9 protein-coding genes are annotated in these 11,691 nt (G+C 63.7%); 2 read left to right on the forward strand and 7 right to left on the reverse strand.

Annotated elements, in window-relative coordinates:
* Positions 1-135: 135 nt before the first annotated feature.
* Positions 136-489 (forward strand): hydroxyisourate hydrolase, encoded by a 354-nt coding sequence (uraH, locus tag UIB01_RS05520; RefSeq protein WP_038657642.1) that lies wholly within the window; start codon positions 136-138, stop codon positions 487-489.
* Positions 490-1,006: 517 nt separating this feature from the next.
* On the opposite strand, the gene UIB01_RS05525 is transcribed toward uraH, so the two are convergent.
* Both UIB01_RS05525 and UIB01_RS05530 read right to left on the reverse strand, forming a co-directional pair.
* Positions 1,007-1,633 (reverse strand): LysE family translocator, encoded by a 627-nt coding sequence (locus UIB01_RS05525; protein WP_038657644.1) that lies wholly within the window; start codon positions 1,631-1,633, stop codon positions 1,007-1,009.
* Between the two features lie 79 nt (positions 1,634-1,712).
* On the reverse strand, positions 1,713-3,059 hold the full coding sequence (locus tag UIB01_RS05530; protein ID WP_038665432.1) for an NCS2 family permease: 1,347 nt from the start codon (positions 3,057-3,059) through the stop codon (positions 1,713-1,715).
* Positions 3,060-3,398: 339 nt separating this feature from the next.
* On the opposite strand from UIB01_RS05530, the gene UIB01_RS05535 reads away from it, so the two are divergent.
* A complete protein-coding gene (locus UIB01_RS05535) occupies positions 3,399-4,145 on the forward strand; it encodes a GntR family transcriptional regulator (protein ID WP_038657646.1) in 747 nt (248 codons plus the stop codon).
* Between the two features lie 130 nt (positions 4,146-4,275).
* Here the strand turns inward: UIB01_RS05535 and guaD are convergent, their stop codons facing one another.
* The 5 genes from guaD to UIB01_RS05560 all read right to left on the reverse strand — a co-directional run bounded on the left by guaD (position 4,276) and on the right by UIB01_RS05560 (position 11,639).
* A complete protein-coding gene (guaD, locus tag UIB01_RS05540) occupies positions 4,276-5,580 on the reverse strand; it encodes a guanine deaminase (protein ID WP_038657648.1) in 1,305 nt (434 codons plus the stop codon).
* Positions 5,581-5,703: 123 nt separating this feature from the next.
* Positions 5,704-6,564, reverse strand: coding sequence for a xanthine dehydrogenase accessory protein XdhC (gene xdhC, locus UIB01_RS05545; RefSeq protein ID WP_038657650.1), 861 nt, complete (start codon positions 6,562-6,564; stop codon positions 5,704-5,706).
* A gap of 101 nt (positions 6,565-6,665) precedes the next feature.
* Positions 6,666-9,062 carry a xanthine dehydrogenase molybdopterin binding subunit gene (gene xdhB / locus UIB01_RS05550; protein ID WP_038657652.1) on the reverse strand — a complete coding sequence of 799 codons (2,397 nt, stop codon included), beginning with the start codon at positions 9,060-9,062 and terminating at the stop codon, positions 6,666-6,668.
* Complete coding sequence (xdhA, locus tag UIB01_RS05555; RefSeq protein WP_038657654.1) at positions 9,055-10,503, reverse strand: xanthine dehydrogenase small subunit; 1,449 nt, start codon at positions 10,501-10,503, stop codon at positions 9,055-9,057. Before xdhA ends, xdhB begins: the two co-directional genes overlap by 8 nt.
* A gap of 161 nt (positions 10,504-10,664) precedes the next feature.
* Positions 10,665-11,639: a 2-oxoglutarate and iron-dependent oxygenase domain-containing protein gene (locus UIB01_RS05560; protein WP_038657656.1), complete on the reverse strand. Its 975-nt coding sequence runs from the start codon at positions 11,637-11,639 to the stop codon at positions 10,665-10,667.
* Positions 11,640-11,691: the final 52 nt, after the last annotated feature.

Genomic DNA, 11,691 nt, shown 5'->3' on the forward strand with positions numbered 1-11,691 from the left:
CATCTGCGGCTTGCAGGTAACGGGCCAAACGATGTCAGAAGAACTGTATACAAAAATATCTATGGATTGTCTTGAGCGATGTGAGGCGGATGGTTATGCTCGGGGCAGTTTCCATTCAACAGAGCGGAGGTGCCCGTGGGCCGATTGACCACACACGTACTCGACGCCGCCCACGGTTGCCCGGGCAGCGGAATCAAGGTGGAGCTGTATCGCGTCGAGGATCAGGGGCTGACCCTGGTCGCCACCCGTGAGACCAATGCCGATGGGCGCTGCGACAGTCCGTTGCTGGAAGGCACGGATTACCTGTCCGGTGTTTATCAGCTGCAGTTCAGTGCGGGCGACTATTACCGCCGCCGCGGTGTGGCCCTGGCGGATCCTGCGTTTCTCGATGTGGTGGTGCTGCGCTTCGGGATCGATTCGGCGCAGGAGCATTACCACGTGCCGTTGTTGGTATCGCCGTATAGCTATTCGACGTATCGGGGTAGCTAGTCGCTTGTCTCTTTATTGCTGACTCTTGTGGAGTCCTTTTGCCCGCCGTAATGGCGGGTTTTTTATTTAGGTGTGTGGGGTTGCTTTCCTGACGGACGGAGCCGTCCACCGATTTGAGCAGGTAGTGAAAAGAGCTTACAGGCGGCTCGGACCCACTTCCCCTTCAGGAGGCCGAGCGCAGGCGTTGCGCAGGGGGGCGCGAGGCATGGACGCCGAGCGAGGAACGATGGGACAGGGACGTCCCATCGTGACGACCCCCGGAGTGGCGCCGGAGGGAGGGAAGTTTTGCGTAGCAAAACCCGGATGTCAGGGTGCGCTTTCTTTTGCTTACTTTTCTTTGCGCAAACAAAGAAAAGTGAGGCGCCGTGCAAGGCGCAACCTGAGTCTCAGCCGAGGAAAGCGCTGCGTTATACACAAACCGCCCGCGCCCATGCGAGCCGAGACCGCTGTGCTTGCTATTCCTGGCGTTAAGCAAAAATCGACGCGCGGTGAAAGGTGCACTTGCCCCTAGATCACCTCACTGGCTCATCAAAGAAGCGGCCCCCGCGCCCCCAAACAGCGCCGCACTTGTCCGGTTGAACCACACATGCCCCTTCCCGGTGCGCAGATAACGTGCCGCCCCCTGCGCACCGAATCCGTAGGCCAGCTTGCAGAGCAGATCGAGGACGGCCCAGGTGAGGATCATCACCAACAGCTGCGGCAACAACGGCTGCCCCGCGCTGAGAAACTGCGGCAGGAAGGCGGCGAAAAAGAGGATGTCCTTCGGATTGCTGCCGCCCAGCAGAAACGCCCGGCCGAACAACTGGCTGAAACGTGGGGCGAGGGCGGGGCTTTCGATCTCGTGGGCGGCGGGTGTGCGACGGGCTTCCTTCCAGCTCTGCCAGGCGAGGTAGAACAGGTAAAGCGCACCGACCAGCTTGAGCGTGCTGAACAGCCGCTCCGAGGCCATCAGCAGCGCGCCAAGCCCCAACGCCGAGGCGCTGAGCAGGGCGATGGAAGCTGTCACGCCGCCCAGGAAGGCCGGCCAGGAGCGGCGCACTCCGTAGTTCAGGCTGTTGCTGATCATCAGTAACGACAGCGGCCCGGGGATCAGGATCACCACCAGTGCCGCACCGGCGAACAACAGCCATATTTCCAGGGTCATGACGGCCTCCTTCAGCCAATGCAAAAGCCCCACTGCGAAGCAGTGGGGCCGTGGGTGAGCCGGGCGCGGCCGGCCCGGTTCAGAGAAACGCGAACTTGGCGATGAAGATCACGCACAACACATACAGGCTGATCGATACCTTGTCGCGCTGGCCAGTCAACAGCTTGAGCGTCGCGTAGGTCAAGAAGCCCAGGGCGATACCGTTGGCGATGGAAAAGGTCAACGGCATCATCACCACGGTGACGATGGCCGGGATGGTGTCGGTGTGGTCCTTCCAGTCGATATTGGCCAGGCCGCTCATCATCAGCATCGCCACGTAGATCAGCGCGCCGGCGGTGGCATAGGCGGGAATCATGCCGGCCAGTGGGGCGAAGAACATGGCAATCAGGAACAGCACGCCGACGGTGACTGCGGTCAATCCGGTGCGGCCGCCGGCGGCGACGCCCGCGGCGCTTTCCACGTAGCTGGTGACTGGCGGGCAACCGACGAAGGCGCCGACCACGCTGGAGCTGCTGTCGGCCTTCAGCGCGCGGGAGAGGTTCTCGATCTTGCCGTCCTCGTTCACCAGATTCGCCCTGTGGGCGACGCCCATCAGGGTGCCGGCGGTGTCGAACATGTTCACGAAGAGGAAGGCGAGGATCACGCTGACCATCGCCACGTTGAGCGCGCCGGCGATATCCATGGCCAGCCAGGTCGGCGCCAGGCTCGGCGGCATCGACACCAGGCCGTTGTACTCGACCAGACCAAGCGCCCAGCCGATGGCGGTGACCACCAGCATGCTGACCAGGATCGCACCGAACACGTTGCGGTGGCTGAGCACGGCGATCATCAGGAAGCACACCGCGGCCAGCAGCGCCGAAGGTTCGGCGAGTGAGCCCATGGTCAGCAGTGTGGCGGGGCTGGCAACGACGATACCGGCGGTCTTCAGGCCGATCAAACCGAGAAACAGGCCAACGCCGGCGCCCATGGCGAAGCGCAGGCTCATGGGGATGCTGTTCAGCAGCCATTCGCGGATGCGCGACAGGCTCATGATCATGAACAGCACGCCGGAGATGAATACCGCGCCGAGCGCGATCTCCCAGCTGTAGCCCATCTCGCCGACCACCGTGTAGGTGAAGAAAGCGTTGAGGCCCATGCCTGGCGCCAGGCCCACCGGCCAGTTGGCGTACAGGCCCATCAGCAGGCAGCCGAGCGCCGCGCCGATGCAGGTGGCGACGAACGCGGCGCCGTGATCGATGCCGGCGTCGGCCATGATGTTCGGGTTGACGAAGATGATGTAGGCCATGGTGACGAAGGTCGTCAGGCCGGCGAGCAGTTCGGTACGGATGCTGGTGCGGTGTTCGCTGAGCTTGAACAGGCGGTCCAGCCAAACGGGGGCGGTGCGCTGCAAGGGTGCAGCCTGGGGCTTGCGCTTGATGCTTTCCACTGGGCGTTCCTCATCGTTCTTGTTGTCGATCACCCGGAGCGCTAGAACTCCCGAGGGGCGGGTGATGGTGGGCCATCTGTGTCGGTAGTTGACCGAAAGGTCAGAAAGGCTGTCTGGATTATGCTTTTGTATACAGGAATTGCAAACAATAAATGGGCGGTGTTGCTCGATGTGCTTGGATTAGATGAGTCAGCTGCTGCAGCCAGGCGGGACGGGGTAGGAGCTGATTGTGCACAAAATATGTGGCGTTTCAGGGTATTTATTTGTCCAGCGAACTGCCAGTAAGGGCGTGAACCCAGTAAAGTTCGGCCTTGCCGACACCTCATTTGCGAGCCATCGATGAACGAACAGTTGCAGCCCCTGAAGAAGCCGACCAAGACCGGCAAGACTCGCACCGGGACGCAGGACGATATCGTTTATGCGCACATCTTCGATGCCATCCTCGAACAGCGCCTTGCTCCGGGGACCAAGCTCAGTGAAGAGGCGTTAGGCGAGATATTCGGCGTCAGCCGCACCATCATCCGCCGTGCGCTCTCGAGGCTGGCGCATGAAGGCGTGGTGCTGCTGCGGCCCAATCGCGGGGCGGTGGTGGCCAGTCCGAGCGTCGAGGAGGCGCGGCAGATTTTCTTCGCCCGCCGGCTGGTGGAAAAGGCCATAACCGAACTGGCCGTGCAGCACGCCAGCGAGGCGCAACTCGCCGAATTGCGGCAGATGGTGACCGATGAGCGCGATTGCTTCGACCGTGGCGATCGCGGAGCTGGCATTCGCCTCTCCGGCGAATTTCACCTCAAGCTCGCCGAGGCGGCGAAGAACGCACCGCTGGTGAGCTTCCAGCGCAGCCTTGTTTCGCAGACCTCGCTGATCATTGCCCAGTACGAAAGCGGCAATCGCTCGCACTGCTCGTACGACGAACACAACGAGCTGATCGGCGCCATCGCTGCCCGCGACAGCGACAAGGCGGTGCGCCTGATGATGCACCACATGGACCATATCGACAGCAAGCTCAATCTCGAGGAAGACAGTGCCTCGGGTGATCTGCATGCGGTCTTCGCGAACATCGTCGCGAAGAAAAGAACCCGGGCGTAGGGTGGATGGCTGAAGCCATCCACGCAGCTTCGGTGGTCCGTCCGAGTCGCAAGCCCGTCTGTGCGGCCTGTGTGGAAAACCGCTTTGCGGGTTTTCCACGCTACGCACCTCCTCTTCGCGAAGCGCGGCTTCAACCTTTCCGGTGCACCGACACCCCGGCGGCGTAGGTTTCCTTCACCGCGCGGTCATCGCCGAGGATCATCAGGGCGAAGAGCTTTTCCTGCAGCGTCGTGGCCTGGCTGAGGCGATAGTCGATCAGCGGCGTCGCCTTGTAGTCGAGCACCACGAAGTCGGCCTCCTTGCCCGGCTGCAGGTTGCCGATCCGGTCGTCCAGATACAGCGCTCGTGCGCCGCCGAGCGTGGCAAGGTAGAGCGCTTTGAAGGCATCGAGTTTCTGGCCCTGCAGCTGCAGCACCTTGTACGCCTCGTTGAGGCTGGCGAGCTGCGAGAAGCTGGTACCGCCGCCGACGTCGGTGCCTAGGCCGACACGCACGCCGAAACCTTCCACCTTAGCCAGATCGAACAGGCCGCTGCCGAGGAACAGATTGGAGGTGGGGCAGAACGAGACCGCCGAGCCGGTCTCACCGAGGCGCCTGCATTCTTCGTCACACAGGTGCACGCCGTGCGCGAATACCGAGCGTGGGCCGATCAGGCCGTGGTGGTCGTAGACGTCCAGATAGCCCTTGCGCTCGGGGAACAGCTCCTTGACCCACTCGACCTCCTGCTTGTTCTCGGAGATGTGGGTGTGCATGTACAGGTCGGGGAATTCGGCGAACAGCTTGCCGGCCAGGGTGAGCTGCTCCGGCGTGCTGGTCGGGGCGAAACGCGGGGTGACGGCGTAGTGCAGACGGCCCTTGCCGTGCCAGCGCTCGATCAGCTCGCGGCTGTCGGCGTAGCCGGACTCGGCGGTGTCGGTGAGGAACTCCGGGGCGTTGCGGTCCATCAGTACCTTGCCGGCGATCATCCGCAGATTGCGCTTCTCGCAGGCTTCAAAGAAGGCGTCCACCGACTGCTTGTGCACCGTGCCGAACACCAGCGCGGTGGTGGTGCCGTTGCGCAGCAGTTCGCCGAGAAACAGCTCGGCCTGCTCGCGGGCATGGGCCATGTCGCTGAAACGGCCCTCGTTGGGGAAGGTGTAGGTTTCCAGCCAGTCCAGTAGCTGCGTGCCGTAGGAGCCGATGACGCCGACCTGCGGGTAGTGGATATGGGTGTCGATGAACCCAGGAGTGATCAGCGCGTCCGGGTATTCGATCACTTCCGTGCCCGCCGCCAGGGTCGGCAGCAGCTCGGCGGCGTGGCCGACGCGCGCGACCCTGCCGTCCTCGACGACCAGCAGGCCGTCCTCGAAGTATTCATGGGATTGCTCGATGCCCACGTCCCGCGGGTCGGCGAGGCAATGAAGCAGGGCGGCACGGTAGGCTTTGGCTTGGGACATGGTGACTCTCGAATCGTTGTAATGAGTGCGTTGCGTTGTGGAAGGCCCGCCCTCGGGGCGAAGCGGTTGGCGGCCTGTGGCCCACTTCGCCGCGAGGGCGCGCCTCACACAGGGTTGGCCCGATCAGTTGGCCCGGGAGCGGCGCGAGGCAGGCACCAGCATCGGTACCGGCTTTTCACCGTCCTCGGCGTTCTCCCCACCCTTTTCTCCGAAATGCGCGTTGTAGGTGGCGATCACCTCGCCGGCGATGGACACGGCGATCTCCACCGGCAGCTTGCCCTTCACCTCGGCGATGCCCATGGGGCAGCGCATGCGCTGCACGGTCTCCGGCTGGAAGCCGCGGTCCCGCAGACGGTGTTCGAACCTGGCGCGTTTGCTCTTCGAGCCGATCAGCCCGTAGTAGGTGAAATCGTTGCGCGAAAGGATCGCGGCGGTCAGTTCCAGGTCGAGCTGATGATTGTGGGTCATGACGATGAAGTAGCTGCCGGCGGGCATGTTATCCACTTCCTCGACCACATCGTCGTTGACCACCTTTTCCACGCCGCGCGGAATCTCGGCGGGAAATTCGTTATCGCGCGAATCGATCCAGCGCACCTTGCACGGCAGGCTGGCCAGCAGCGGCACCAGCGCGCGCCCGACATGCCCGGCACCGAACACGGCGATATGCGCCTGCGGCTGCCCCATGGGCTCGAACAGCAGCACCGTAGCGCCACCGCAGCACTGGCCGAGGCTGGCGCCGAGGGAGAAGCGCTCGAGGCGGGTGTCACGGCTGCGCTTTTCCAGCATTTCACGGGCGATCTGCTGGGCCTTGTACTCCAGGTGGCCGCCGCCGATGGTGTCGTACAGGCGCTCACGGCTGACCACCATCTTCGAGCCGGCATTGCGCGGCGTGGAGCCGCGCTCCTCGATGATGGTCACCAGCACGCAGGGTTCGCCTTGTTGTTGCAGGTCGGCGAGTGCTTCGATCCAGGCCGTGTTGCTCATGGTTCTGTCCTTCGTATGGCCCGGTGGCGAGTGCAAAGCGTCGCCACCGGGACGTTCGTGTTGCGCCAACGGTGGACAAGCACAGCGTTGTCCACCCTGCGTCAGGCCGGGGTGGTCTCCGTTGTCGCAGACTTGCTCGCCGCCTGCTTCAACCTGCGCATCTGTTCCACGCCCCAGAGCACGCGCTCGGGGGTTGCCGGGGCATCGATCTGCGGCTGCGCCCGGTAGTCGGCCAGGCTGGCGACGGCATCCTTGATCGCGCACCAGACCGAGATGCCGAGCATGAATGGCGGCTCGCCCACGGCCTTGGAGTGGAACACGGTGTCTTCGGGGTTCTTGCGGTTCTCCACCAGCTTGACCCGCAGATCCAGCGGCATGTCCGCTACCGCCGGGATCTTGTAGCTGGCCGGGCCGTTGGTCATCAGCTTGCCCTTGTCGTTCCAGACCAGCTCTTCCATGGTCAGCCAGCCCAGACCCTGGACGAAGCCGCCTTCGACCTGTCCGATATCGATGGCCGGGTTCAGCGAGGCGCCGACGTCATGCAGGATGTCGCTGCGCAGCATCTTGTATTCGCCGGTCAGGGTATCGACGATCACTTCCGAACAGGCCGCGCCGTAGGCGAAGTAGTAGAACGGCCGTCCGCGCGCCTGGCTGCGGTCGTAGTAGATCTTCGGAGTGCGGTAAAAACCGGTGGACGACAGTGAGACCTGGCCGAAATAGGCCTGCTGGATCAGCTCATCGAAGCTGATGTACTGGTCGCGCAGGCGCACCTGGCCGTTCTTGAACTCGATGTCTTCCTCGAAGATCTGCCACTTGCGCGCGGCGAACTCCACCAGCCGTTGCTTGATGGTCTGCGCCGCATTCTGCGCCGCCTTGCCGTTGAGGTCGGCACCGCTGGAGGCTGCCGTCGGCGAGGTGTTGGGCACCTTGTCGGTGTTGGTGGCTGTGATCTGGATGCGCTCGATATCCACCTGGAACACCTCGGCCACCACCTGCGCAACCTTGGTATTGAGGCCCTGGCCCATCTCGGTGCCACCGTGGTTCAGGTGGATGCTGCCGTCGGTGTAGACGTGCACCAGCGCGCCGGCCTGGTTGAGGAAGCTGGCGGTGAAGCTGATACCGAACTTCACCGGCGTGAGCGCCAGGCCTTTCTTCAGGATCGGGTTCGCGGCATTGAACGCGCGGATTTCCTCGCGGCGGCGTGCGTACTCGCTACTAGCCTCAAGCTCGGCGGTCATCTCCTCGAGCATGTTGTGCTCGACGGTCTGGTAGTAGTGGGTGACGTTGCGCTCGGTCTTGCCGTAGTAGTTGCGCTTGCGCACGTCGAGCGGGTCCCTGCCCAGTTCGCGCGCCACGGCGTCCATGATCTCCTCGATGGCCACCATGCCCTGCGGGCCGCCGAAGCCGCGGTAGGCGGTGTTCGACGCCAGGTTGGTCTTGCAGCGATGGCCGTTGATGGTGGCGTCGCCCAGGTAGTAGGCGTTGTCGGAGTGGAACATGGCGCGGTCGACGATGGAGCCGGAGAGGTCCGGCGAGTAGCCACAGTTGCCGGCCAGGTCGATCTCGATACCGTGCAGCAGGCCGTCATCGTCGAAGCCGACGTCGTATTCGACATAGAACGGGTGGCGTTTGCCGGTCATGGTCATGTCTTCCATGCGCGGCAGGCGCATCTTGGTCGGCCGGCCGGTGAGGTGCGCGATCACCGCGCACAGGCACGCAGGTCCCGCGGCCTGCGTTTCCTTGCCGCCGAAGCCGCCGCCCATGCGACGCATGTCGATGACGATCTTGTTCATCGAGACGCCGAGCACTTCGGCGACCAGCTTCTGCACCTCGGTGGGGTTCTGCGTCGAGGTGTAGACGATCATGCCGCCGTCTTCGGTGGGCATCACCGAGGACACCTGGGTTTCCAAATAGAAGTGCTCCTGCCCGCCGATGTGCAGCGAGCCCTGCAGCCGACGCGGCGCGCTGGCCAGGGCCGTCGCCGAGTCACCACGCTGGTGGGTGTGGCTGTCGAGCACGAAGTGCTTCTTGTGCAGCGCATCGACCACATCGAGCACTGGCTCCAGGTCTTCGTATTCGATGATCGCGGCCATGGCCGCCTTGCGTGCGGTTTCCAGACTGTCGGCGGCGACGGCGATCACCGGCTGGCCGATGTACTCGACCTTGCCGTCGGCGAGCAGTGGATCGCCGGGCAATACGGCGCCGATATCCAACTGGCCCGGCACGTCCTTCGCCGTGATGGCGATGGCCACGCCCGGAATCTGGTAGCAGGGTGCGGTGTCGATGCGGACGATGCGGGCGTGGGCGCGCTCGCTCATGCGCGCATAGATATGCAGCTGGTTGGGGAACTCCAGGCGGTCGTCGACGTATACCGCCTCGCCGGAGACGTGCTTGGGCGCGCTGTCGTGCTTGACGCTGCGACCGACCCCGGTGACCAGGTCCTGGGTGAACAGCGCCGCGATTTCTTCCTGAGTGCGGGTGGTTACGTGGTTAGACATAAGCGGTCACCCTCGTCTCGGTCTTCGGTGCATGTTGTTCGAGAAAGCATTTGCGCAGCAGGTTCTGTGCGACCAGCAGGCGATATTCGCGGCTGGCGCGGAAGTCGGTCAGCGGCGTGAAGTCCTCGGCCAGTGCATCGCAGGCCGCCTCCACGGTTTGCTGGTTCCACGGCGCGCCGTTCAGCGTCGCCTCGCAGGCCGCGGCACGCTTGGGGATCGCCGCCATGCCGCCGAAGGCAACGCGGGCATCGGCGACCACACCGTCGGTGATCTGCAGGTCAAACGCGGCGCAGACAGCGGAGATGTCGTCGTCCAGACGCTTGGAAACCTTGTAGGCGCGGAACAGGCGATCCGGTGTGGCGCGCGGTACGATGATCTTCTCGATGAACTCGCCAGGCTGGCGCGCGGTGACCTTGTAGTCGATGAAGTAATCCTCGAGCGGCAGGGTGCGGCTGCTGGCGCCCTTGCGCAGGACAACTTCGGCACCCAGGGCGATCAGCAGCGGCGGCGAGTCGCCGATCGGCGAGGCGTTGCCGATGTTGCCACCCAGCGTGCCCTGGTTGCGGATCTGCAGCGACGCGAAGCGCTGCAGCAGCTCGCCGAAATCCGGGTACTCGGCGGCCAGCGCGGCGTAGCAGTCGGTCAGCGGTGCGGCTGCACCGATCTCGATGCTGCTGTCCGTTACCTCGACCTTTTTCATCTCGGCGATATGGCCGACGTAGATCATTACCGGCAGTTCGCGGTGGAACTGGGTCACTTCCAGGGCCAAGTCAGTGCCGCCGGCCAGCAGCCGTGCGTCCGGGTTGGCGCTGTAGATGTCGGCCAGATCGTCCACCGTCAGCGGGGAGAGGCAGCGCTTGTCGCCGCTGTTCAGCTCGGCGGTCGCACGCGGCTCGATGGCTTTCAGCTGGGCAATGGTTTCCGCTTCGCGGGCGTCGAACTGGTCCGGCTGCTTACCGCAGCAGGCCTGTTCGGCGGCTTCAAGAATGGGGCGGTAGCCGGTGCAGCGGCAGAGGTTGCCGGCCAGCGCTTCGTGAGTCTGGTGCGGGTCGTATTCGGTCACCGCGCCGGCATTCTTCTGCAGGGCGAACAGGCTCATGACGAATCCCGGGGTGCAGAAGCCGCACTGTGAGCCGTGGCAGTCGACCATGGCCTGCTGGACGCTATGCAGCCGGCCCTGGTCCTTGAGGTCTTCGACGCTGATCAGCTGCTTGCCGTGCAGCGCGGAGACGAAGGTCAGGCAGGAGTTGAGGGTGCGATAGCGCAGGCGGTCATCCACCAGCTCGCCGACCACCACGGTACAGGCGCCACAGTCACCGGAGGCGCAGCCCTCCTTGGTTCCGGTCTTGCCACGATGCTCGCGCAGGTACTGCAGCACCGTGGTGTTGGGATCGAGTGCGCGCTCGCTGCGCAATTCTCGATTGAGAAGAAACTGGATCAAGGCGATGCCTCCGCTGTTGTTGTTCTGACGCGCAAGCTAGCGCTATCTGACTTTTCGGTCAACTAATTCCTGACTCAAAAGTCAATGCGGCAGACGCGCGCAGATAGGGCGAGGCGTATCGATGCGCTCGCCCATGTTTTCATACTGCAATTAAAGCCCGCTCAGGCCGTTTCGGCCTCGCCCTGCCGTCGGTAGGCGTAGGTCTCGGCGAAGCGCGAGAGCATGTAGCGGCTGCACGTCGTGCTCGGGTATTTCGGTGGGTTGTCTTCGCTGTAGCAGCCGGGCAGGCAGGCGATCTCGGTGTCCGGGTGCGGCTCGGCGAAGAAGGGCATCGAATAGCGATCCACGCCCAGCGGGCTGATCACGCGATGGGGCGTCGACTTGTAACGGTCGTTGCTCCAGCGCGCCATCATGTCGCCGATGTTGACCACGTAGGTGCCTTCGATCGGCGGCGCGTCGATCCACTCGCCTTTGACGTTTTGCACCTGCAGGCCGCCGGCCTGGTCCTGATAGAGCAGGGTGACGCAGCCGTAGTCAGTGTGCGCGCCGGCACCCTGTTGCTCGGCGCTGGTGGCGGTCTGCCGGGGCGGGTAGTGGATCATGCGGAACACGCTGATGGGCTCGACGAAGCGCTTGTCGAAGAAGTCCCGCTCGATGCCCAAGGCCAGCGCAATCGCACGCAGCAGGGTGCAGGCGAGATCCTGCATGTCGCGGTAGTGGCCTTCCATCAGCTCGGTCCAGCCTTCCAGCTGTGCCGGGTGTCGGTTGGGCCCGCGCAGCGGTTTGCCGGCCAGCACTTCCGGGTGGTCGGTAGGCATATGGAAACCCATGTCGAAGGTTTCCTTGAGATCGCACGGCTGGCTCGGGTCCAGTTGCTCGGTGGCGACGGCACCGTAGCCGCGGTGATGCTGGCTCTTGGTGATGTCGATCTCAAGCTTCTGTTCGGCCGGCAGTGCGAAGAAACGGCGGGCATGTTCGGTCAGCGTAGCGATGCGCTCGGCGCTGATCGGATGACCCTTGATATAGAAGAAGCCCCACTCGCGGCAGGCGCGGTCGATCGCCTCGGCAACGGCCAAGTGGCCCTTTTCGTCGGCGTCGTAGAGGGGGGAAATGTCGATGATGGGCAGTGTATTCATGGCTGACTCCGGTACGGCGCCGCCGGTCTTCTCGTACCGGCGGCTTTCGAGG

This window comes from Stutzerimonas decontaminans, from assembly GCF_000661915.1.
GTDB lineage: Bacteria > Pseudomonadota > Gammaproteobacteria > Pseudomonadales > Pseudomonadaceae > Stutzerimonas > Stutzerimonas decontaminans.